The organism is Mitsuokella sp. UBA4253, assembly GCF_002395285.1.
Lineage (GTDB): Bacteria > Bacillota > Negativicutes > Selenomonadales > Selenomonadaceae > Mitsuokella > Mitsuokella jalaludinii.
The window spans coordinates 24,550-45,658 of record NZ_DGWR01000011.1; the positions used below are offsets into that span (position 1 = coordinate 24,550).

General features: G+C 52.9%; 21 protein-coding genes and 2 pseudogenes. 14 read left to right on the plus strand and 9 right to left on the minus strand.

The window, feature by feature from the left end; all coding sequences use genetic code 11:
* Nucleotides 1-11: 11 nt before the first annotated feature.
* From B2X55_RS05055 to B2X55_RS05080, 6 genes are all read left to right on the plus strand, one after another.
* Nucleotides 12-263 (plus strand): hypothetical protein, encoded by a 252-nt coding sequence (locus tag B2X55_RS05055; RefSeq protein ID WP_286821130.1) that lies wholly within the window; start codon nucleotides 12-14, stop codon nucleotides 261-263.
* A 71-nt stretch (nucleotides 264-334) separates the two neighbouring features.
* Nucleotides 335-559: a pilin protein gene (locus B2X55_RS05060; protein WP_286821131.1), complete on the plus strand. Its 225-nt coding sequence runs from the start codon at nucleotides 335-337 to the stop codon at nucleotides 557-559.
* A gap of 57 nt (nucleotides 560-616) precedes the next feature.
* Nucleotides 617-1,054: a TadE family protein gene (locus B2X55_RS05065; protein ID WP_286821132.1), complete on the plus strand. Its 438-nt coding sequence runs from the start codon at nucleotides 617-619 to the stop codon at nucleotides 1,052-1,054.
* 16 nt (nucleotides 1,055-1,070) lie between these two features.
* Nucleotides 1,071-2,477 (plus strand): CpaF family protein, encoded by a 1,407-nt coding sequence (locus tag B2X55_RS05070; protein WP_286821133.1) that lies wholly within the window; start codon nucleotides 1,071-1,073, stop codon nucleotides 2,475-2,477.
* A 35-nt stretch (nucleotides 2,478-2,512) separates the two neighbouring features.
* Nucleotides 2,513-3,436, plus strand: coding sequence for a type II secretion system F family protein (locus B2X55_RS05075; RefSeq protein ID WP_286821134.1), 924 nt, complete (start codon nucleotides 2,513-2,515; stop codon nucleotides 3,434-3,436).
* A gap of 64 nt (nucleotides 3,437-3,500) precedes the next feature.
* A complete protein-coding gene (locus tag B2X55_RS05080) occupies nucleotides 3,501-3,854 on the plus strand; it encodes a DUF192 domain-containing protein (RefSeq protein WP_286821136.1) in 354 nt (117 codons plus the stop codon).
* 42 nt (nucleotides 3,855-3,896) lie between these two features.
* Here B2X55_RS05080 and B2X55_RS05085 read toward each other — a convergent pair whose 3' ends face one another.
* Both B2X55_RS05085 and B2X55_RS05090 read right to left on the minus strand, forming a co-directional pair.
* On the minus strand, nucleotides 3,897-5,570 hold the full coding sequence (locus tag B2X55_RS05085; RefSeq protein ID WP_286821137.1) for a hypothetical protein: 1,674 nt from the start codon (nucleotides 5,568-5,570) through the stop codon (nucleotides 3,897-3,899).
* A complete protein-coding gene (locus B2X55_RS05090) occupies nucleotides 5,567-7,132 on the minus strand; it encodes an NAD(P)/FAD-dependent oxidoreductase (protein WP_286821138.1) in 1,566 nt (521 codons plus the stop codon). The genes B2X55_RS05085 and B2X55_RS05090 overlap by 4 nt, the downstream gene beginning before the upstream one ends.
* A gap of 259 nt (nucleotides 7,133-7,391) precedes the next feature.
* Here B2X55_RS05090 and B2X55_RS05095 point away from each other — a divergent pair, with 259 nt between their 5' ends.
* The 3 genes from B2X55_RS05095 (at nucleotide 7,392) to B2X55_RS05105 (ending at nucleotide 8,546) form a co-directional block, all read left to right on the plus strand.
* On the plus strand, nucleotides 7,392-7,613 hold the full coding sequence (locus tag B2X55_RS05095) for a hypothetical protein (RefSeq protein WP_286821140.1): 222 nt from the start codon (nucleotides 7,392-7,394) through the stop codon (nucleotides 7,611-7,613).
* Between the two features lie 308 nt (nucleotides 7,614-7,921).
* Nucleotides 7,922-8,287, plus strand: coding sequence for a type II toxin-antitoxin system RelE/ParE family toxin (locus tag B2X55_RS05100; protein ID WP_286821141.1), 366 nt, complete (start codon nucleotides 7,922-7,924; stop codon nucleotides 8,285-8,287).
* Nucleotides 8,274-8,546 carry a helix-turn-helix domain-containing protein gene (locus B2X55_RS05105; RefSeq protein ID WP_286821143.1) on the plus strand — a complete coding sequence of 91 codons (273 nt, stop codon included), beginning with the start codon at nucleotides 8,274-8,276 and terminating at the stop codon, nucleotides 8,544-8,546. The genes B2X55_RS05100 and B2X55_RS05105 overlap by 14 nt, the downstream gene beginning before the upstream one ends.
* Nucleotides 8,547-8,563: 17 nt before the next feature.
* Here B2X55_RS05105 and B2X55_RS10865 read toward each other — a convergent pair.
* Nucleotides 8,564-8,767: pseudogene (locus B2X55_RS10865) on the minus strand (transposase); the annotation flags it as partial.
* A gap of 447 nt (nucleotides 8,768-9,214) precedes the next feature.
* On the opposite strand from B2X55_RS10865, the pseudogene B2X55_RS05115 reads away from it, so the two are divergent.
* Nucleotides 9,215-9,406, plus strand: a pseudogene (locus B2X55_RS05115) (IS256 family transposase); the annotation flags it as partial.
* A 197-nt stretch (nucleotides 9,407-9,603) separates the two neighbouring features.
* Here B2X55_RS05115 and B2X55_RS05120 read toward each other — a convergent pair.
* The 3 genes from B2X55_RS05120 to B2X55_RS05130 form a co-directional block, all read right to left on the minus strand.
* Nucleotides 9,604-10,215 (minus strand): Flp family type IVb pilin, encoded by a 612-nt coding sequence (locus B2X55_RS05120; protein WP_286821144.1) that lies wholly within the window; start codon nucleotides 10,213-10,215, stop codon nucleotides 9,604-9,606.
* A 228-nt stretch (nucleotides 10,216-10,443) separates the two neighbouring features.
* Complete coding sequence (locus B2X55_RS05125) at nucleotides 10,444-11,205, minus strand: DUF3226 domain-containing protein (RefSeq protein WP_286821145.1); 762 nt, start codon at nucleotides 11,203-11,205, stop codon at nucleotides 10,444-10,446.
* Nucleotides 11,202-12,380: an AAA family ATPase gene (locus B2X55_RS05130; RefSeq protein ID WP_286821146.1), complete on the minus strand. Its 1,179-nt coding sequence runs from the start codon at nucleotides 12,378-12,380 to the stop codon at nucleotides 11,202-11,204. The genes B2X55_RS05125 and B2X55_RS05130 overlap by 4 nt, the downstream gene beginning before the upstream one ends.
* Before the next feature lie 486 nt (nucleotides 12,381-12,866).
* On the opposite strand from B2X55_RS05130, the gene B2X55_RS05135 reads away from it, so the two are divergent.
* Nucleotides 12,867-14,249, plus strand: coding sequence for a Tad domain-containing protein (locus tag B2X55_RS05135; protein ID WP_286821147.1), 1,383 nt, complete (start codon nucleotides 12,867-12,869; stop codon nucleotides 14,247-14,249).
* A gap of 115 nt (nucleotides 14,250-14,364) precedes the next feature.
* Here B2X55_RS05135 and B2X55_RS05140 read toward each other — a convergent pair whose 3' ends face one another.
* Nucleotides 14,365-14,763, minus strand: coding sequence for a type II toxin-antitoxin system HicB family antitoxin (locus B2X55_RS05140; RefSeq protein WP_286821178.1), 399 nt, complete (start codon nucleotides 14,761-14,763; stop codon nucleotides 14,365-14,367).
* Between the two features lie 22 nt (nucleotides 14,764-14,785).
* Nucleotides 14,786-14,971: a type II toxin-antitoxin system HicA family toxin gene (locus B2X55_RS05145; RefSeq protein WP_286821148.1), complete on the minus strand. Its 186-nt coding sequence runs from the start codon at nucleotides 14,969-14,971 to the stop codon at nucleotides 14,786-14,788.
* A 323-nt stretch (nucleotides 14,972-15,294) separates the two neighbouring features.
* Between B2X55_RS05145 and B2X55_RS05150 the strand changes: the two genes are divergently transcribed.
* The 3 genes from B2X55_RS05150 (at nucleotide 15,295) to gyrA (ending at nucleotide 19,789) form a co-directional block, all read left to right on the plus strand.
* Complete coding sequence (locus B2X55_RS05150) at nucleotides 15,295-16,293, plus strand: pyridoxal-phosphate dependent enzyme (protein WP_286821149.1); 999 nt, start codon at nucleotides 15,295-15,297, stop codon at nucleotides 16,291-16,293.
* Nucleotides 16,294-16,340: 47 nt separating this feature from the next.
* On the plus strand, nucleotides 16,341-17,237 hold the full coding sequence (locus B2X55_RS05155; protein WP_349678230.1) for an exopolyphosphatase: 897 nt from the start codon (nucleotides 16,341-16,343) through the stop codon (nucleotides 17,235-17,237).
* Nucleotides 17,238-17,362: 125 nt separating this feature from the next.
* Entirely contained in the window at nucleotides 17,363-19,789 is a 2,427-nt protein-coding gene (gyrA, locus tag B2X55_RS05160) for a DNA gyrase subunit A (protein ID WP_036378147.1), read from the plus strand.
* A 79-nt stretch (nucleotides 19,790-19,868) separates the two neighbouring features.
* On the opposite strand, the gene B2X55_RS05165 is transcribed toward gyrA, so the two are convergent.
* Nucleotides 19,869-20,849: a LacI family DNA-binding transcriptional regulator gene (locus B2X55_RS05165; protein WP_286821153.1), complete on the minus strand. Its 981-nt coding sequence runs from the start codon at nucleotides 20,847-20,849 to the stop codon at nucleotides 19,869-19,871.
* Between the last annotated feature and the right edge of the window lie 260 nt (nucleotides 20,850-21,109).

Consider the following 21,109-nt stretch of genomic DNA (forward strand, 5'->3'; position numbering starts at 1 on the left):
GAGGATAACCAATGCTTCAAAGTTTGGCTATTTTGGCTATATTCATCAATCATACGAAACATGAGAAAGCACAGGCTACAATTGAGTATGCATTGATATTGACATTTGTTGTTTTGATAGCTGTCTATTTATTTCAGTTGTTTCCCATCTCGGTTGAAACGCCGGAGGGAGAACATCGACTGATTGTGCAGCTGTCGTTGAGTGTGAAACAGGTCTTTATCCGAGTTTCTGATTTAATGGAAAAATTACCAGAGTTACCTTAGATGTCAATCCTAAAGATTTTAGGGTTTACATAAATAAATCAAAACAGCTCTATACTTGGGAGGAATGAAAAATGGTTAAGATCTTAAATTATCTGAAAGCACGCTATGTAGGTGAAAAGGCACAGGGCATCGTTGAATACGCTTTGATTCTGGCATTTGTTGTTGTTCTCGCTACAGCTCTTACAAATGCTGGCGGGATTGCAGGTGGTGCTAAAAACGTATTCAATAACGTTGCAAACCTTTTCACTACTACTACTCCTACTACTACTTCTACTACTCCTGCTAATAAGGATTGATTCATTTTTAGAGAAAAGGAGACAGGAAAAATGAGATTCCAGAGAGGTCAATCGATTATGGAATTTGCATTAGTCCTGCCTCTTTTTCTTTTGTTTACTTTTGCTATCATTTACTTTGGCTGCGTATTTGCCGATTATGTTACCTTGGGAACAATTGCACGGAGCAGTGCTCGTGCAGCGGCTGTTTTACAGCAGGAAGATGCGGCGAAGCAGCAGCAGGATTACAAAACCATACGAGATGGATTTCATGACCAGAAGCTCCCATTTGATATCTATGAATGGAATCCTGGTGATATGGACGACTTTGATATTCAGCATAAACCTCCAACAACTTCCGCGCCGAATGGTAATGTGGAGGTTACAGTCAATGCGAAATTGCAGGGATTTGGAAAGGACTTAGTCCGCATTGTCAATGGCTTGAGTGATTCTAAAATTGATGGAAATTTGAGTATAACGTATACAATGTATAGTGAATATAATTGGAGCAAGAAATAATGAGAGGTGAGATGCGATGTCATTATTGACGCGCCTGGGACGGGCGGCTGGTGAGAACCGTCAGGTCAATATCTTTGGGGCCCGTGAGGACAGCCAGGACATGGCGGCGGAGCGCTCGTATCAGGAAGTCAAGCAGCGTATCCATCAGCGCATTGTCGATGAGATGACGCCGGAGGAGCAGCTGATGCTGACCTCGGTGCATCAGGACCCGCATCAGGTCGAGACGCTGATCACCGACTACTGCCAGCGCGTGCTCGACGAGAATCCCTTTGCCATCCCGCAGGGCGAAAAGCCGCGGCTCATCGCGGACATTCGCGACGAGGTGCTCGGCCTCGGCCCGATCGAGGCACTGCGCAAGGACGATTCCATCACCGAGATCATGGTCAATGGGCCGCGCCAGGTCTTCGTCGAGCGCATGGGCAAGCTCGAGCTGACGGATGCGAAGTTCCACGACACGGCGCACCTCATGAACATCATCGAGCGCATCCTGACGCCGCTCGGCCGCCGCGTCGATGAATCGTCGCCGCTCGTCGATGCGCGCCTCGAGGACGGCTCGCGCGTCAACATCATCATCCCGCCGCTCTCGCTCATCGGCCCGTGCCTGACCATCCGCAAGTTCTCCAAGACGCCGCTGAGCGTCGACAACTTGATCTCGTTCGGTACAATGGACGAGAAGATGGCGACTTTCCTGCGCGCCTGTGTCAAGGCGCGCATCAACATCCTCGTCTCGGGCGGCACTGGCTCCGGTAAGACGACGACGCTCAACGTCATCTCGTCTTTCATCCCCGACGGCGAGCGCATCGTCACCATCGAGGATGCCGCCGAGCTGCGCCTGCAGCAGCAGCACGTCGTGACGCTTGAGGCGCGACCGGCCAACCTCGAGGGCAAGGGCGCCATCACCATCCGCGACCTCGTGCGCAACGCCCTGCGCATGCGCCCCGACCGCATCATTGTCGGCGAGGTCCGCACGGGCGAGGCACTCGACATGCTGCAGGCCATGAACACGGGCCACGACGGCTCGCTGACGACGGCGCACGCCAACAGCCCGCGCGATGTCCTCTCGCGCCTCGAGACGATGGTCATGATGTCCGGCCTCGAGTTGCCGGAGCGCGCCATCCGCGAGCAGATCTCGTCGGCCATCGACCTCATCATCCACCAGGCGCGCCTGCGCGACGGCAGCCGCAAGATCACCTACATCACCGAGGTGCAGAAGATGGAGGGCACGACCATCACGACGCAGGATATCTTCCGCTTTGAGCAGACCGGCTTCGACAGCAACGGCAAGATCCTCGGCCACTTCGTGCCGATGGGCCTGCAGCCGAGCTTCCTCGAAAAGTTCGAGGTCAGCGGCATCAAGCTGCCCGAGGGCTTCTTCACCCCTGCAGGGGCGAACGACATCGCCTTCGAGGGCGGCCGGTTCTGAGTTGTGATTGGAGAATGTGAGAAAGGAATGAGACGATGCTGAAGCTGCTCTTTGTACTTTCCGTGACGGCGCTGCTGTTCCTCGTGCTGCTCGGCCTCATCCGCAGCAAGGTCGAGCCACAGACGACCGTGCGCCGCCGCATGGAGAGCCTGGAAACGCTCGCTGAGGAGCGCGAGCCCTTTGCACAGCCGCGCGCTGCTCAGCCCGAAGAGAAGAAGCAGGCGGGCGGCTTCAAGCAGATGCTCGCCGCGCTCTCCACGGCCCTGACGCCGCTGCGGCTGCGCCCCATCATCCAGAAGCGGCTGCTGCTCGCGGGCAAGTCGCGCGAGTGGAGCATTGCCGAGTTCTTCGGCAGCTGCCTGCTCGGCGCTGTTGTCATGTGGCTCTTCGCGCTCGTGATGCTCCACAACAGCTCCTATGCGCCCGTGCAGAAGGCCATGCTGGTCTTCCTGCTCGGTATCCTCGGCGGCCTGATGCCCGTCGTCTTCCTCAACACGACCATTCAGCGTCGCCAGAAGCAGGTCGAGCATCAGCTGCCGGAGGTGCTCGACCTGCTCTGCGTCAGCGTCCAGGCGGGCCTCTCCTTCGATGCCGCGCTGTCGAAGATCACCGCGCGCATGAAGGGCCCCTTCATCGACGAGTGCCGCCGCATGCAGGACGATATCCGCATGGGCGTCGTGCGCCGCACCGCCATGCGCAGCATGGCCGACCGCTGCGGCCTCGAGGACGTCTCGCTCTTCATGACCTCCATCATCCAGGCCGAGCGTCTCGGCACGAGCATGGGCAAGACCCTCAAGAACCAGGCCGACAACATCCGCGAACGCCGCCGTCAGTACGTCAAAGCCCAGGCCATGAAAGCCCCGGTCAAGATCGTCTTCCCGCTCGTCCTCTTCATCTTCCCTGCCATCTTCGTCGTCACCCTCGTGCCAAGCTTGCTGTATCTGCTCAAGAATCTCTAAAGCCTTCTCCTCTGGAGAAGGGGGACCGCGAAGCGGTGTGGTTCACTCCGAGAAAGAAGCCATTATGCAGACAAAAACATTCATCATCGAATCTTCCAATATCACCCTCACCGTTCATTTGGCGACAACCTTCTGGCAGCGCTTTTGCGGCCTCATGATGCGCCGCCCCCTGCCGCCCGCCACGGCCCTGCTGATCGCACCGTGCAACAGTATCCACATGTGCTTCATGCGATTCGCCATCGACGCCGTCTACCTCGACAAGCAGGGCAGGATCCTCAAGATCACCCGCCACCTGCGCCCATGGCTCGGCCTCTCCGCCTGCTGGCACGCCCACAGCGTCCTGGAGATGACAGCCGGGCAGGCGGATGCGCTGGGACTGAAGGTTGGACAAGTATTCCAGACTCCATACGAGCAATAAAAAATCAGGTTTTGACTACCGTCATCACCTGATTTTTTTGTGTCATTTTGTTATGGGCTTGTAGAGCCGGACACCGCTGTCCTGCCCAAATGACTTTCCCTCGTATTCGAGCACGAGCTCATAATTGGGGTCTTCGTTGAGATATGTGTAGAGAAGGTCGCCCTTTTCTGTCAGCAGATAGTCGAAATCGTAGCGGGATAGGAATTCCTGATAAGATATGGCCGCTGATATTAAGTCGTAGTACTCCTGCAGGATGTCCTTTTGGTGATTATTGACCTCCAGGAATACCTCAGCGCGTGGGTCAATATAAGGACGCAGCCCGCGGAACTCTGCGTAATCTCCTGGCGCATAGCCTGTCCATATCACGATGTCAGGTCTACTATCATTGGCAAGGATGTACTCTACGGCCTGCTTGGCAATCGGGTCTGCTGGTTTTGTGGATTTCAGCAGCGATGTCAGGCTCGTCATGGTCAGGATTACCGTGCCGAGAATCAAGAGCCTGATGGGGAGCGAACGCACTCGCTTTATCCTGCCATATCGCAGCTCGATGATGGCTGTCAGCAGAGTGATGAAAAAGATAGTGGCTTTGATGAGGAGAGGAACCTGTTCTAAGGAGTGAAGCAGAGATACTTTGGATTGATAGAGGCCGTATCCGTATGTGCCTAGAATCAGGATCATCATGATTACACAGAAACGCTTATTGATCTTGATGTTTTTGGTGTCTGCTTCAGGCATGCCTTGCCAATGACGGAAATAATATGCTACAGGGATTAAGCCTAGTGTCATGAATAAGCCTAAACTGCGATTGGCAGATAGAGCCAGGATCATCATGCCGAAGGATATCAGAACTAGATGAAGGGAAAACTTTTCTTTTGTGAACAGTATGATGAGGAAGCCCATCAGTGCGAAGGCAATCTTTCCCAAGATATTGTCAAAGGTCACTGGATGCATTTCTGTGACCATCGTATTGATGAGTTTGACCCCGTAAGAGTGGGATGTGTATGTCATCGCATCGATACCGTATGGGTTCAGGAAGCCAGCGCATAGTATGAGGCACAGGAGCAGGGCATAGGAGCGCCAGCCTGTCTCAATCTGATGCAGGAAATACCCTTTTTTATCGAGTCGGACGATTTTTTCGACCAGATACGGCACGACAAGGATGGCCATCAATGGCCACATGGCGGCATGGAGATTGATCAATAGGGCAGAGAGCAGGAAGAACGCGAGATAACGTTGCCATGAGATGTGCTGGGTAGATTTTTCGAGCAGATAGACGGTCAGGATGAAGATGAGCAGGGAGAAGATCTGGGGGCGTGTCACCATGAAGAGGGGACAGACAAAGACCATGACAAAGGCTGTGACAGCAATGGCGATATTGCGATTGCCCTGTGATATGAGCCGCAGCAGGTGGTAATAGGCGCAGATGATGGCCGTACTGACGACGTAGACGACGGCAATCGGGCCGGATTCCCCGCCGATGACGTAGGACTTCCAGAAGATGACGGCGCTGAGCCACTGCTGCATGACGAAGTCGAGTCCCTCGTGCATGGATAACGGGTCGGTCGTCGGCCAGCCGTACTGCACGACGTAGCGGCCATGGCTCAGCAGGAACCAGATATCGTTGTCGAGGGAGCGGGAGATGAAGAGCAGTCCGATGAACATGGACAGGAAGAACAGCGTCTTCCGCTCTCGCTGCAGGAGATTGGCAGAGTTCATTTCATTTGTTCATCCTTTCTTGCAGTCTGTGTCTCTTGGTAGTCTTTCTCCGTGTTGACATTCCAGACATTCTCTTTGTTGAGAAGATGTTCCCTGATGTTGCGCACGGCCTCGAAGGCCGTCATCATGGAGTGGTCCATATTGTTGTAACGGTGCTGGCCGTTGCGGCCGATGCAGTAGAGATTGGCAATGCCGTCGAGCTCGGCGCGCACAGCTGGGAACGCCTCATAGGCATCGAAATACGCAGGGTAGGCCTTCCTGATGCGGTAGCGCACGGCATCTCTGACATGTTCCTTCTCGATGATGCCCATCTTGGCGAGCTCATCGATGGCCATCTCGATGAAGTCCTTGTCATCCATCTGCCAGAGCGCATCGCCCTCGCTGCAGAAGTACTCGAGGCCGAGCCAGACCTGGTGCTCCGGGTCCGGTACGAGATACGGCGACCAGTTGTTGAAGATCTGCAGGCGGCCCATGCGGATGTCCGGCTCCTGCACGTAGATCCAGCAGTCGGGCGGTATATTGCCGAGCGTGGGCTGATCTGTCTCATTGGTCAGGCTGAGCTTGTCGGCGAGGATGCCGACCGTGATGAAGTCGCGGTAGGGCAGCTGCGCAGCCATCGTCTTGACTCTGTCGGACAGCGCACCGTCCGGCAGCTTGTCGGCAAGCTCGGCTATGGGCATGCTGGAGAACATGTAGTCTGCTTCGAGCGTCACTTCTCCGTCTGGCGTCTCGATGACAACGCCAGTCAGTTTCTCACCTGTGCCGAGCAGGCGGATGACGCGGCTCTTGAGGCGCACTTCGCCGCCCATCTGCTCGACTTTCTCGCGCATCGTCTCCCAGAGCTGCCCTGGGCCGTATTTTGGATAGAGGAAGCGGTCGATGAAGGATGTCTCTTTCTCGCTTGTATTCTTGTTGCTGAAGAGATTGGCCAGGGCTTTGCGGATGGAGACGCCCTTGATGCGCTGACTGCCCCAGTCGGCATCGATGGCGTCGGGATAGCGCCCCCAGACCTTGTGGGTGTAGTCGCGGAAGAACATGCGGTAGAGCTCCTCGCCGAAGCGGTTGACCATGAAGTCCTCGAGGCTCTTCTCCTCGCGCGGGTGGAGGCAGGCGCAGAGATAGCTGATGCCGACTTTGAGGAGTTGCACGAACCCAAGATTGCGTATCGTTTCAGCACTCAGCGATACAGGATAGGCAAAGAAATGATGGAGATAGCGGATGCGTGAGAGACGCGTGCGCAGTAGCATGACGCGGTCCGTCTGTTCCGGATCCGGTCCGCCCTGCTGCAGCTCGCAGTCGCGATGCAGACGACGGTCATCCAGTGAAGGTGCACCTTGTACGGGCAGCAGCTCCTTCCAGAGCGCCATGACTCGCGGGTTCTTCGAGAAGAAGCGATGGCCACCGACGTCGATATGGCAGCCGTTGTGGACCATCGTGCGGGCGATCCCCCCGACAAAATCTTCCTGCTCAAGGACAATCGGATGGATGTCCGTCTGCTTCAGCAGCTCATAAGCCGCCGTCAGCCCCGCAGGTCCGGCACCGATGATGATAGCTTGCGGCAAGAGTGAAACCTCCCTTATGTTTTTTAGCGCTTTTATAGTCTGTCTGTCAAAACAATTTGTTAACCTTGCTCTATTATAGTATGCTATAATGAATTTGTCATTTTCAGATAGCATTATGCGATATCTTAAGAGAAGGTCTGCGATAAGGCGCTGAATCCGTTGAAAGCGGAAACGGAGCATCTGTTGAAGCCGATTGCGGCGAGGCGGGTGGACTGCTATACTAGAGAAAACGATAGGTTTTAGGAAAGAAGGCGCAGATATGAAGAGACATTGGAGCGGACAGCAGGGGGCGATCCTGGTACTGACGGCTTTTCTGCTGCTTTTTATCATCGCATTCACGGGCATTACCCGCCACCTGCGCCCCTGGCTAGGCCTCTCCGCCTGCTGGCACGCCCACAGTGTTCTCGAGATGACAGCTGGCCAGGCAGATGCCCTAGGACTCCAGAAAGGGCAAACCTTCATAATCAAAGAACTAAAATAAAAGTCAGGCCCGAAATCATCGTGCCTGACTTTTTTGCTGTCTTGTATCATTACGTGCATGCGCGAACTGACAACCAACTGGGCGCGGCCTGGCCAACTGCGGGCGAATTGTCAAGCTAAGTGCAACACCTTTGAGAAATAGACCTCATATGGTGTTTTGTAGCCAAGGCACTTCCTAGGGCGCAGGTTCAACTCATGGTACTTCCGTTGGATGTAATCCTCTGGCGTATAATTCGCACTCATTTCTTGATAAAGATTTGCAAATATGATATCATATTTATGGGATATATCCTATAAAAGGAGTATGTAGTGAAGAAGTTTACGATTTCTTTTTATGAAACGGCCAATGGCGAACGTCCTGCCGAAGAGTTTCTTTTAGATCTCGATATTAAGATGCGTGCTAAGATGGCACGTACCATTCAACTCCTATCAGATAATGGAAATGAGCTTCGGGAGCCATATTCCAAGGAATTGGATGACAAGATCTTTGAACTGCGGGCAAAGGTTGGCAGTAACATCTCTCGTGTCTTGTATTTCTTTGTTATCGGGCAAGAGATCATATTAACGCACGGATTTGTAAAGAAAACTCAGAAGACACCACGGCGAGAGATTGAGCGGGCAAAACGATATCGCCAAGATTACATGGAAAGGGTGAAGATGCATGATGAACTTTGACGATTTTCTCAATACACAGATGAAGGATCCGGAATTTAAAAAGGAATATGATGCATTGGAGCCTGAGTTTGAAATCATACAGGCCATGATCGATGCCAGAAAGGATGCTGGACTAACGCAGCAAGAGCTGGCCAAAAGGACCGGCATTGCACAATCCGATATCAGTAAACTGGAACGCGGCAATGCAAATCCTTCCTTACGCACACTAAGAAGACTGGCTGCTGGCATGGGGAAAAAACTTCATATCCAGTTCACTTAACTATGCCTGGCGAATTGTCAAGCTAAGTGCAACACCTTTGAGAAATAGACCTCATATGGTGTTTTGTAGCCAAGGCACTTCCTAGGGCGCAGGTTCAACTCATGGTACTTCCGTTGGATGTAATCCTCTGGCGTATCCGTGATGTCCTTGCCTTTCGGGAAGAACTCCCGTAAAAGCCCATTGGTGTTTTCATTGGTCCCGCGCTCCCATGGATGGTGCGGAGGTTGACGGCAGCGGCGGTCTTGCTCATGGCTTTTCCAACAAGCAAGTACCGGCTCTTCCGGTACACCAGCGTGACGAGGCATGCCTTTCCTTGCTTGCCCACCACAGTATCCGCTTCCCAGTGGCCACGGACGGAACGGTTCGCTGCACTGGCAGGACGCTCTTCGATGGGGGCGATATGACGAACTTGCCACGATGTTCTTCGCTGCCTTTCTTGTGACGCCGTTTCCCGTGATGCCGTAGTCTTCGAAGTACAAGATAAGGTAAAATATATTTCGCAAATTCAATTTCATAAAAAATAGACATAGTCTATTGCCGCTAGTACAATTAAGTTACCACACCAAATTCGTAAGGAGGCAATCAAGCTGCGCGTGCCCAAACTCAAGGGCATCCAGTTCGAGACGGCTATCATCGAACGCTACAAACGCCGTGAATGCTCGGTCGAGAATCGCGAGATACGCCGCCGTACAAGGGCCATTGGTACATTTCCTGACGGCAACAGTGCGCTGATGATCGTCTGTGTCAGACTTCGCCATGTTGCCGCCTCAGAATGGATCTCGAAGCGCTATATGGACATGGAACATCTATTCAAGATGGAAATTGAGCAGCTAGCTGACGAGGAAAATCCATACATTTGATGCCGATATTTACTGGCGGATGAAATGAATTTGCGAAAGAATCTTGACACTACCGATAAATCTTTCATAATGATAGCATTCTATCGAAATCAAACGCCCCCTCCAAGGTTAACATCCTTAGAGGGGGCGTTTTGTGCCATGAGAATTCTTGATTTGGTTGTCTAGGAGCTGTTGCACTTAGATTGTAAATCCATCGGTCAGTAGGAGCCAGGATAGATACTCATTCCGCTACCATCAGCTGCCGGGCCTACATGCCCCGTGGTCTGATTAAGGTATAACTGCTTACCCGTGCCGTTATACAGCCCTTCATAGATAGTTACTTTAGTAGGATAACGGTTATATTTGTCATTTTTCGGATTATAATATTGCGAAGTATTGTTCTTATAATCTTCTTTCAGCGCAGAGTAGGTCAATTTGTTGGCATCTGCTGCATAATAAGTAATTACATACATCCCATTTGTATGAAGGTCCACAAACCATCCATCCCCTTCTGGGGTCTGGATGTTCAGTTTGCGGGCCAGTTCCTGTCCAGCTGCACTGTCTGAAGCAATCGTCATCCGAGAAGATGGGTTGTCCTTTAGCTCTTTTGCCAATTCTTTATACTGTCCATATCGTCCCTCACGGAGCCGCTCAATGATGTCCTTGGCTGTAGTGGCCGGATCAATCATGGTATTGACATTGCTGAAAACAGAGCGGATGGAATTCACAAAGCTTCCGCTCGTATTGGAGTAGAGTACACCCCCTACGCCCACAACAAAAGCCAGTATCAACGCGTATTCAACGATACCCTGTCCTTTCTGTTTCCACATCTGTTTTCATCTCCCAACTCGTTGTTGTCTATTTGAACGTCGAACGTATCATCTTCTATTATACTCGCAACCAGCCTGCAATGCTAGTCATGGTAGGGGCAGATCCGCAAAGGATGCAAAATCCGTCTTAATCGCGTGGACCAAGGCTGAGACTTTGTCAGGCCGTCTCCCGTCAGGGAGAAGGGGAACTGCGGAGCGGGGAAAGAGGTCTTTGGGGTTACTTGGGATTCATTGGTCAACTTTGAAAATCTCAAACGCACGGAAAGATGTCTGTATCTGCTTGTACTTTTCCCAGGGGACTTCCTGGAGCAATGCCTTGGCATCGGTAAAGGCACGGTCGGGCCATGCAAGGGCGAAGAAGACGGCCAAAGGGGCCTTGATCTGCGTCCTTCGTTTCGCTAGGTACTTTGGATTAAATTCTTCTGCGGAGAGTGTGGTCTTCTTTTCGATGATATCTTTGACAAATTGTTTGGATTGCTGAGATAAGAAGACGTTACCCGGTTCATTCTCTATAGCATTCAGCAGGAATGTCTCTAAGGCTCCCTCGCCTTCGAGCGGAATGGACAGGAAGAGATATTGTACGGCGATGGATTCGTCGAAATCCAATTGCTGTACTTGCTCTATCCATTGGTTTTCTGCAATCTGGAAATCGCAATGGCAGGCTGTCGAAATCGTCTCAGCTATGCTGTTCCAGCGCTCTTGGATTTCTGTATCGCTGTCGTGATCACTGATGCCGGCGACATGGGAGTAGGCGAAGCCGCTGTTCATGCGATTGATGCTCAGGATTTTCTGGATGTATTCAGAAAACTGGTTTCCGCCGACGTATACGATATCCATTGTAATATCTTCGTGGGCGTACCGGCAGCCTGTCGGCCAGCATCCTTTGTCGCGCTTGTTTGGCCGCAGGTAATGGAATCCGTACATGTGGCAGAAATATTCGCTCAGGATGATCTGGTCGGTTTCGCCTTCACATAAAATAATGACGTTCATACTCGTAACTCCAGTCCATTGTCCATGGCTTCTAAGGCTTCGGCGCCGTTCAGGGTGCGTGCTTTCACGGTCTGATTGACATTGCGCAGGGTTATGACGCGCACTTCATCGGTCAGGGAGGTTGTGCGCTCTGCTTCATCTTTGTCGCGTATTGCCATCAGGAAGGAATACAGGAACTCTTCGCTATGGGATGTCGTGAAGATCTGATTGTGGAACATTTTCGCGTATTGGTACAGCTGGAGCGAGAGTTCGCGCTGTGAATCGTGGTGGAAGTTTACGTCGATTTCCTCGATGCAGTGGATGGCTCTCTGGTAGACGGCCATGTTGCCGATGATGTTGAACCAACGGCGCACGCCGTCGCCCAGCATGTAGAGCGGCAGGATGCGCTTGTCCTGAAAGCGGCAGCTCAGCGTTGCTTCGGAGCCGTCTGGGTAGGGGATGTTCTCGATGCTATCCAGCCCAAGTCCTGCAAATGACTGATTCATCTCGCCGACAATCTTGTCGAGCAAGCGTAGACGCGACAGGGCGGCGTATATCTTCTTGTTCTCCACCTCGTTCTGATGTGCGAGGATGTCGTCAATCTTGGCGGCAATCAGGGGTTTCTTCGACAGAGTGTTCTGGAAGAAATCAGGGTATTCCATGGCGAAGGTCATCGGCGCGTCCTTCGTGGTCTTGACCGTCCAATTGCCCATGGATACTTTGCGGATGGGGATGGTCAGCCCTTGAGGCCCCATCGGGATCTCGATATGCAGTTCCGGTTGCTTTTGCCCCAGGTCACTTGCTTCAAAAATGCCCATTTGGTTCGGGATCAGGTCTGCAAAAATCTGGTCGGGCTGAAAGGTATAGTCGACGTTAACGGATTCCCCGTTTATCTGGCCAGAAAAGGAAAACTGCATCCCTTTTTCGGCGGTCGTGTCATGGAAGGTATTCAATACAAGCTCTGCCACCTGATATGGGCTGCTGATCTTGAAGTTGTTGTTCTCCTTGATGCGGTGCGGCAGGATGTAATTCAGGAACGGACTGACATTCGCGCCACAGGCATAGAGAAAGACTGCCTCCAGTATGGATGTCTTGCCGACGTTATTGACGCCAAAGAACAGATTCAGCTTTGATAGGTCTGTTACATGTAAGTGTGAAAATTTTCTGAAGTTCGTCACTCCGAATTCTGTTAGCATACTACCCCTCCAAGCGTGAGCTGCATGATAAAATGAAAAGACCATCCTACTGCTGTAGCAGCGGATGGTCATTCGGATCATGCTGAGTCGCTACTCAAATGACTGATTGCAACGACATGTAGCGACCATCGCAGTGGTCTGCCTTTTCTATCATTGTAAGGCATCTGAGGGAGACCGTCAAGATAAGGCATGGTATTGTACTGGAGAGATGCACTAGGGTAACTCATCTGCCTCGCAAGCTCGGCATCTTCCCCATGCGCGGGGAAGGCTGCGCTACCGGGCTGGGCTTTGCAGATGATGTAGATGGTGCAAACTCGGGCCGTCTTCCGTCAGAGGGAAGAAGGGCCGCGGATCGTTGGAAGAGGGCGCAGCTCTGGGCGGGCGGATAAGGATTGCTTTGAGGGCAATCCTTTTTTCGTTGCGGCGGGGCGGGGGGACTGCTATACTAGAGGAGAACAATCGGTTTTAGGAAAGAAGGGCGCAGGCATGAAGAGACATTGGAGCGGACAGCAGGGGGCAATCCTGGTACTGACGGCTTTTCTGCTGCCTTTTATCATCGCATTCACGGGCATGGCCGTTGACTTTGGCAGCGCCTACGTGCGCCGCTCGCAGTTACAGAATGCAGCGGATGCGGCGGTCCTGGCTGGAGCATACCATCTGGACGACGGTAAAGCCGATGATATTGTCCTTCAATATCTGAAGACGAATCTTGATCCACATTTTACCAAGTATTCGTATGAGAAAGGCGATGCCTTCCCAGACAAGTTCGAGACGCTGAATTATCATACGGATAAACAAAAAGATGAATTGGATGTAACATTGCGGAGCAGCGTAGAGGCATCCTTTTTAAGGTTGTTTGATATCAATACGATACCAGTATCTGTTACGGCAACAGCAAAAGTATCTCAAGAGGAAAATAATAATTTTGATGATATGTTTAATTATGGATTGGTAGCATCTGATATACCAGATAATCCATATAACTGGTATGTCGATGAAAATTGGCAAGTTAACAATGATCGATTAAAGAAAGATTCAGCAATATTATTTGATAATACTGGTGCGATTGTTAATGGTAATATACTAACAAATGGACGAATCGGATTTGATGGAAGTAATGTAAACACATTGAATGGTAAAATCTATGCATCAAAAGACGTATTGAACGGAAATGCACCACCGGATTTCACTCGAAATGGAATAAATAAAAAGTTCTCACCGGATGTATGGGGGACAATCAACTACGTAGATTGGAATGGCATATCGGTACCATCTTACCTCGCTTTTAAAGACAAAGATGGAAATGGGTTTACAGAAGATGGAATAAGGAAAGACGTTAATAGGCCTGGTCTAGTGAATTATGTAAATCGAGTAGATATATCGCGAAATGCGAATCCTGGGATAAATGAACTAATTGAAAACTATCGAAAAATGAAGCCTGAGGAACGCATAGAAAATCATGTATTCTATGATGATGCTGGCACATCTGATTTATTTTTTTGGACGAATAGCAATGGTGGTTATCCTGGCTGGACGGATTATTATACTAGGTGGTACAGAGTCATTATTGCTCAAAAATCAGTTACGGTTAATCTACCTAAAGAACCTAAAGGCGATGAGTTTGCCATATTGATATCATTAAATGGAGATATTACTATACCGAATGGAAATGTGTTTAACGGGATATTATATGCTCCAAATGGGAAAATACTTATTAACGGTAATGGCAGTACATTTAATGGTAGTATTATAGGAAAGACTATAGAAATTAACAGCAGTAATCAGGTAATTAATCATAAGAATTACTTCGCACAAAATTCCAGTGGCTCAGGGTCGACAGGAAAAAAGACTGTAAAATTAATAAAATAATTGGTGGTGAATTCAGAAAAGGCTAGTATTGTTGAGGTCCTTTCTCCTAGCTTTTTGTGACTCATCAAAAATAAAAAGACATCTCTTTGAATTATTCAATAGAGATGCCTTTTTATTATGCTTCTTTGATATGCAATTCGTGCATCAACGCATTCTGTAATACATTTGAGAAATTAATATTATGCTCTTTTGCTGCTGTATTCAGCCATGCAGGGATGGATAAAGTTTTCTTGACAGCCTTTGCATTGTATTTTCTGTCGTAAGCTAGTTTATCAAATTCGACCATCATAACAAACTGATTGCCAGTGATTACGACATCTTTTGGATTCGATGGTTTTGGATACTGATTGGGAGTTTTATCTTCAAGCATCAGTCCAATTGCTTCTTGTACCATACTCAAGGCTTCTTCCATCGTATCACCTTGTGTCACGCATCCAGGGATATCAGGAATATAAACAGAATATCCAACATCTTCTGGCTCAAAAATTGCGGGATAAAAAAATTTATGGGACATTTTGCTCACCTCGTTGATTTCTTTATTTTAAACCTGCATCTTTCAATAGGCGTTGTTCCAGTCCTTTTTTCAATTCTTTGGCATGTAAAGGTACTGAAACGGTACGTCCTGTCTGTGGATTATGGTATTTTTGATGCGAGCCATTGTTGCTTTTTACATATAGGAAGCCATTCTTTTTTAGCAATCGAATCATTTCTGCAGGCGTCATTGGCACGAAAATCACTCCTCTTCTTATATTATACTACGTATTATTACGTATGTAAAGAGCGAGGATTTCTTTCGCGCAATACAAAAGCGGGAACAACCGAACGTTCCCGCTTTTGCCGCCTCTATACCTTCTGCCACCTACCACATACTAGATGTAGTAGGTCTCCCATGACTATATTACAACAAATGGGGGCGCTTTTCAATAGGGGAGAGAGATTTTTTGAGAGGAGGAAGAGGGAATGGGGGCTTTGTGGCGAATCTTTCTTAGTATAGCAAGGTGCTGCGGGCTGGGCCTGTGGCTTTTGTCGGAAAGGAAGCGATGGCATGTACTTCTACTGTGAAGACTGCAAGAAAGAATACCCATTGAACACACATTCGTACAAATGTGACTGCGGCGGCATGTTCCGCCTGCACAAGGACGCCAATGAGGCGGTGGCGAAGCATACGATTTCGCTCGGGGAGTTCGTGACGCCTCTTTTGCCGCTGCAGGTCGGCAATCTCGACTTCCTGCTCAAGATGGAGCACCTGCTGCCGACGGGGTCGTTCAAGGACCGCGGGGCGTGCAGCATGGTCAATGCGCTGCACGAGCTCGGCATCAAGAAGATCGCGCTGGACTCGTCGGGCAATGCGGGCGCGGCAATCGCGGCGTATGCGGCGGCTGCGGGCATGGAGTGCACGGTCTACGTGCCGGATGACATCTCGCAGGAGCAGGTGAAGCAGATCGAGTCGTACGGTGCGAAGATCGTGAAGGTGGCCAATGGCCGCATGCGGGCGTGCGCGGCGGTCAAGCAGAATCTCGGTGATGCCTACTATGCGTCGCATGTCTACAACCCGCTGTTCTTCGAAGGCATCAAGTCGATGGCGCATGAGCTCTACGAGCAGCTCGGCCACCATGTGCCGGACTACATCTTCATGCCGGTCGGCAATGGCACGATGCTTCTCGGGCTGTTCCTCGGCTTCATGGAGATCGGGCGGCTGCCGCACTTCGTCGCGGTGCAGTCGTCGAAGTGCGCGCCGCTCTACGAGGCGTACCACGAGGTACCGGCTGAGCCGAAGCGCGCGACGATCGCGGAGGCCATCCGCATCACGCAGCCGAAGCGTCTCAAGGACATGGTGCGGGCGATCAAGGCGTCGGGCGGCGATGTCGTCAAGGTGCTGGACAAGGACATCCTCAAGGCGCAGAAGTACTTGAGCCACCACGGTGTCTACGTCGAGATGACGTCGGCGGCGGCGCTGGCGGGAGCGGAGCAGTTCTTCGCGGACGGCAAGCCGGACAACTACAAGGTCGTCATCCCGCTGACGGGCAATGGGCTGAAGCGCTGAGCCCGTGACCGCGGTCGATGAGATTGGAGAGAATCATGTTATATGGAATGATTGATATTGGCTCGAATACGGTCCGCATGGCAATCTATCGCATCGAGGGCACGCATGTCGAGATGCTCATGAAGAAGAAGCACACGGTCGGGCTGGCGGCCTACCTCAAGGACGGCGTCATGCAGAAGCAGGGCATCGACAAGGCGGTGGAGATCCTCAAGGAGTTCCGGGCCTTCCTGCTCTCGTTCAACATCACGCATGTCGTGGCGTTCACGACGGCGGCGCTGCGCAATGCGAAGAACAGCGCGGCGGCTGTCGGTGAGATCGAGCGGCGCACGGGGCTGCCGATTCGCGTGATTTCCGGGGACGAGGAGGCGACGTACGACTTCATCGGTGCGACGCACGACCTCAATGAGGATGCGGGCCTGCTCATCGACATCGGCGGCGCGAGCACGGAGATCGTCTCGTACAGCTCGGGCAAGATCGAGCAGAAGATCAGCTTGCCCATCGGCTCGCTGGCCTTCCGAACGAAGTATGTGCACGGCATGCTGCCGACACATGCGGAGTGCGAGGCGATGCGCGAGGAGGCGGAGGCGACGATCGGGTCGGCCACAGCTTTCTCGGATGTGCGCGAGGCGTCGATTGCGGGCATCGGCGGCACATTCAAGGGGGCGGCGGCGCTCTACAATGCGCTCTACGCGATGCCCGTCGAGAATGTGAAGATGGAGACGCGCCGCCTCTCGGAGGTCATCGCGCGCTTCTCGGGTGACCATGGCATCAACGAGGATATGACGGCGATGCTGATGAAGACAGCGCCGGACCGCATCCACACGGTCATCCCGGGCCTCATCATCGCGGAGGTCCTCGCCGAGCGCTTCCATAGCAAGGAGATCACCTACAGCGACTCCGGCGTGCGCGAGGGCTATATCTATTCGGAGGTCCTCAAGCAGTGACGGGAAGTCCGTCAGCCCTTATAGTATGGGGGCTGATGGACTTTTTTTTGCAGAAATGGTATAATAAAATGCTAAATGATTTTGCTAGAAACACGGTTTTTGTTTTAAGATTTTGAGGTGAGATTGTGGATTTTGGTCAGGGAAAGATCGTGCCGGTCAACCTGGAACACGAGATGAAGAACTCATACATCGACTATGCGATGAGTGTCATCGTTGCGCGTGCTCTGCCGGATGTCCGGGACGGCTTGAAACCAGTACACCGCCGCATCCTTTACGCGATGCAGGAGGCGGGCATGGGCTCGAACAAGCCCTACAAGAAATCGGCCCGTATCGTCGGTGAAGTCCTCGGTAAATATCATCCGCACGGCGATTCGTCGGTCTACGATGCGATCGTCCGCATGGCGCAGGATTTCTCCATGCGCTACATGCTCGCGGACGGTCACGGCAACTTCGGCTCGGTCGACGGCGACCCGGCGGCTGCCATGCGTTACACAGAGGTCCGCATGTCGAAAATCGCGGAGCTCATGCTGCAGGATATCGACAAGGAGACGGTCGATTTTGCGCCGAACTACGATGAGTCGCTGAAGGAGCCGACGGTGCTGCCGGCGAAGTTCCCGCAGCTGCTCGTCAACGGCACGTCGGGCATCGCGGTCGGCATGGCGACGAACATCCCGCCGCACAACATGTGCGAGGTCATCGACGGCACGCTGATGCTCATTGACCACCCGGATGCGACAATCGACGACCTCATGAAGGTCATCAAGGGACCGGACTTCCCGACGGCTGGTCTCGTGCTCGGTCAGGACGGCATCCGCCAGGCGTACACGACGGGCCGCGGCGTCATCAAGATGCGCGCGAACGCCCGCATCGAGACGCTGTCGAACGGCAAGCCGCGCATCATCGTCACGGAGCTGCCGTACCAGGTCAACAAGGCGCGCCTCGTCGAGAAGATCGCGCAGCTCGTGCGCGACAAGCAGATTGAGGGCATCACGGCGCTCAATGATGAGTCGGACCGCGGCGGCATGCGCATCGTCATCGACCTGCGCCGCGACGCGAATGCGAATGTCATCCTCAACCAGCTCTACAAGCACACGCAGCTGCAGGACAGCTTCGGCGTCATCATGCTGGCGCTCGTCGACGGCAAGCCGAAGATCCTCAACCTCAAGGAAGTGCTGCACTACTACATCGCGCATCAGGAAGATGTCATCACGCGGCGCACGCGCTACGACCTCAAGAAGGCTGAGGCGCGCGCTCACATCTTGGAGGGCCTGACGATCGCGCTCGACCATCTCGACGCGGTCATCACGACGATCCGCGAGAGCCGCACGGCTGATATCGCGCGCGCTGCCCTCATCGCGGGCTTCAAGCTCTCGGAGAAACAGGCTCAGGCCATCCTGGACCTGCGCCTGCAGCGCCTGACGGGCCTCGAGCGCGAGAAGATCGAGGAGGAGTATCAGGAAGTCTTGAAGGCCATCGAGGACTACAAGGCCATCCTCGCGGATGAGAGCCGCATCCTCGGCATTATCAAGGACGAGCTCAAGGCAGTCAAGGCGAAGTTCGGTGATGCGCGCCGCACGCGCCTGACGGTCGACACGAGCGAGATTGACGTCGAGGACCTCATCGCGGAGGAAGACGTCGTCATCACGCTGACGCACAACAACTACATCAAGCGCATGGCACTCGATACTTATCGCCGCCAGAACCGCGGCGGCAAGGGCGTCAAGGGCATGCCGACGAAGGAGAAGGATTTCGTCGAGAATCTCCTGATCACGACGACGCACCACACGATCCTGTTCTTCACGAACCGCGGCCGCGTCTACCATCTCAAGGCATACGAGATCGCAGAGGCGAGCCGCACGGCGAAAGGCACGGCCATCATCAACCTGCTGCAGCTCGAGAAGGACGAGAAGATCACGGCGGTCATCCAGGTCAAGGGCTTCAATCCGGACGCCTACCTCTTCATGGCCACGAAGAAAGGCATCGTCAAGAAGACGAGCCTCGTCGAGTTCAAGAACCTGCACAAGGGCGGCCTCAACGCCATCAACCTCGATGACGATGACGAGCTCATCGGCGTCAAGTTCACGGACGGCGAGCGCGACATGATCCTCGGCACGAAGTGGGGCATGGCCATCGTCTTCGGCGAGGACGATGTGCGCTCGATGGGCCGCGCGGCCCGCGGTGTCAAGGGCATCAGCCTCAACGACGGCGATGAGGTCATCGGCATGGACACGCTCTCGCCGAACGCTGAGGTCTTGACGGTCACGGCCGAGGGCTACGGCAAGCGCACGGAGACGAGCGAGTACCGTGCCCAGAACCGCGGCGGCAAGGGGCTTATCAACCTCAAGGTCACGGAGAAGACGGGAGATGTCATCGGACTGCGCGTCGTCCACCCAGACCAGGAGCTCATGCTCATCACGACGGAGGGCATCGTCATCCGCACGAATATCTCCGACATCTCCGTCATCAGCCGCAATACCCAGGGCGTCAAGCTCATGTCGACCGGCGAGAACGACATTGTTGCTTCGATGGCTGTCATGGACCAGAAGAACTGAATCACCGCATCATAAAAGGCTATCCCTTCGAGCAAGTCTGCTCGGGGATAGCCTTTTTTCTGTGCATGTTCGGGACGAGTCAGCAAGTTTCGCCCTCTTGGAAGGCCATGGGGAGCGGCGTCAGAGAGGGCAGCGCTTCGTGGCGGATGCGGCGCACGATGGCTTCGGCGGCGCGTTGGCCGAGGGCGGGGACGGGCTGGACGACGGCTGTCAGGGTCTGCGGGCCGAGGCGCGTCAGGTAGGTGCCGTCGTAAGCGACAATCGAGAGGTCGTCGGGGCAGCGGCGGCCGCGACGGCTGGCCTCGCGCAGTGCGCAGATGGCGCCGAGGTCTGTGCCGGAGATGGCGTCGACATCGGGGTAGCGCTCGAAGACTTCGCGGGCGGCTTTGGCGAAATCCTCCGGGCGGAAGGCATTGGCTGGCATGACGATGCTATCGAGTGGCACGCCTGCATCCTTGATACAAGTGGCAAAAATATCCTCGTGCTCATGGGCCGTCGTGTGGACGGTCGGCGCGCCCGTGATCTGCACGACATGGCGTGGGCTTCGCTGCAAGAGAGCATTGGCTGCCATCTGCCCGCCCTGATGGTGGTCGGCACGGATGATGGGAATCTCGTCGCTGAGGAAACGGTCAAAGGCGACGATGGGCAGATCGACTTCCTGATAGTGCTCGAGATGGAGGGCATGGGCACCGATGATCAGGCCATCCATCGTGTGGCGGCGCAGCATGTCGAGGAAGGCGAGCTCTGCGTTCTTTTTCTCTCCCGTCGAGCAGATCATCGTTTTGTAGCCACAGTCGTAGAGCGCAATCTCGATCTCGTGCAGCAAGGCCGCAAAGAAGGGATGAGCGATGTCTGGGATGATGACGCCGATGAGGTTCGTGCGGTTGAGCGAGAGATTGCGCCCAACCTCGCTCGGCACGTAGTGAAGCGCAGCGACGGCCTCCTCGACTTTCTTCTTCGTGAGTTCTGACACATATCCCTTGTGGTTGAGCACGAGGGAAACCGTGCTGGTACTGACGCCAGCGAGCTTGGCGACATCCTTGATCTTTGCCTTGGCCATACACGACGCATCCTTTCTGACTGGTATCTACTTTCAAGTCTATCATAGATTCCGCTTATCTGCATGGTAGAAGACATAAAATAAATATTCAGACGATTTTAAGAACAGTAACAAGAAAAATAATATCGATAAAATGATTGACAAATAGATTTAAACAGAATATAATCAGTGTATCGAATCGGTTCGATGTCGACACGAACCCATTCGATTTTTTGAGAGATGATATCGAACCGGTTTGATATCGTCAAAATTATCGTAAA

Coding starts and splice junctions, on each gene's coding strand:
- B2X55_RS05055 (WP_286821130.1), top strand. CDS start 12: ATGCTTCAAAGTTTGGCTATTTTGGCTATATTCATCAATCATACGAAA.
- B2X55_RS05060 (WP_286821131.1), top strand. CDS start 335: ATGGTTAAGATCTTAAATTATCTGAAAGCACGCTATGTAGGTGAAAAG.
- B2X55_RS05065 (WP_286821132.1), top strand. CDS start 617: ATGGAATTTGCATTAGTCCTGCCTCTTTTTCTTTTGTTTACTTTTGCT.
- B2X55_RS05070 (WP_286821133.1), top strand. CDS start 1,071: ATGTCATTATTGACGCGCCTGGGACGGGCGGCTGGTGAGAACCGTCAG.
- B2X55_RS05075 (WP_286821134.1), top strand. CDS start 2,513: ATGCTGAAGCTGCTCTTTGTACTTTCCGTGACGGCGCTGCTGTTCCTC.
- B2X55_RS05080 (WP_286821136.1), top strand. CDS start 3,501: ATGCAGACAAAAACATTCATCATCGAATCTTCCAATATCACCCTCACC.
- B2X55_RS05085 (WP_286821137.1), bottom strand. CDS start 5,570: ATGAACTCTGCCAATCTCCTGCAGCGAGAGCGGAAGACGCTGTTCTTC.
- B2X55_RS05095 (WP_286821140.1), top strand. CDS start 7,392: ATGAAGAGACATTGGAGCGGACAGCAGGGGGCGATCCTGGTACTGACG.
- B2X55_RS05105 (WP_286821143.1), top strand. CDS start 8,274: ATGATGAACTTTGACGATTTTCTCAATACACAGATGAAGGATCCGGAA.
- B2X55_RS05120 (WP_286821144.1), bottom strand. CDS start 10,215: ATGTGGAAACAGAAAGGACAGGGTATCGTTGAATACGCGTTGATACTG.
- B2X55_RS05125 (WP_286821145.1), bottom strand. CDS start 11,205: ATGAACGTCATTATTTTATGTGAAGGCGAAACCGACCAGATCATCCTG.
- B2X55_RS05130 (WP_286821146.1), bottom strand. CDS start 12,380: ATGCTAACAGAATTCGGAGTGACGAACTTCAGAAAATTTTCACACTTA.
- B2X55_RS05135 (WP_286821147.1), top strand. CDS start 12,867: ATGAAGAGACATTGGAGCGGACAGCAGGGGGCAATCCTGGTACTGACG.
- B2X55_RS05140 (WP_286821178.1), bottom strand. CDS start 14,763: ATGTCCCATAAATTTTTTTATCCCGCAATTTTTGAGCCAGAAGATGTT.
- B2X55_RS05145 (WP_286821148.1), bottom strand. CDS start 14,971: ATGACGCCTGCAGAAATGATTCGATTGCTAAAAAAGAATGGCTTCCTA.
- B2X55_RS05150 (WP_286821149.1), top strand. CDS start 15,295: ATGTACTTCTACTGTGAAGACTGCAAGAAAGAATACCCATTGAACACA.
- B2X55_RS05155 (WP_349678230.1), top strand. CDS start 16,341: ATGATTGATATTGGCTCGAATACGGTCCGCATGGCAATCTATCGCATC.
- B2X55_RS05165 (WP_286821153.1), bottom strand. CDS start 20,849: ATGGCCAAGGCAAAGATCAAGGATGTCGCCAAGCTCGCTGGCGTCAGT.